At 63.9% G+C, this 252-nt stretch carries 1 pseudogene; it reads left to right on the top strand.

Features of this window, described 5'->3' with window-relative positions:
• Positions 1–252, top strand: a pseudogene (locus QN399_RS26465) (hypothetical protein); the annotation flags it as partial.

Raw genomic sequence — 252 nt, forward strand, 5'->3', positions numbered from 1 at the left:
CGGCCTGCGCATGGCCTACCACGACCTCAACGACAACGCCGAAGGCTTCCCCCTGGGCGCGCAGATCGAAATCCTGCAAATGAAACTGCGCCAGTACGAAGGCAATCACTGGCAGCTCCAGCAACTGGACCTGGCCACCATCCGCTCGCTGACGCCACGCAATGCGCTGCTGCAACCTTGGTCGTGGCAAGTTACCGGCGGCCTGGAGCGGGTGCCGGGCAAACACGACGACGAAACCCTGGTCGCCCACGT

It is taken from the genome of Pseudomonas sp. 10C3 (assembly GCF_036346185.1).
Taxonomy (GTDB): Bacteria; Pseudomonadota; Gammaproteobacteria; order Pseudomonadales; family Pseudomonadaceae; genus Aquipseudomonas.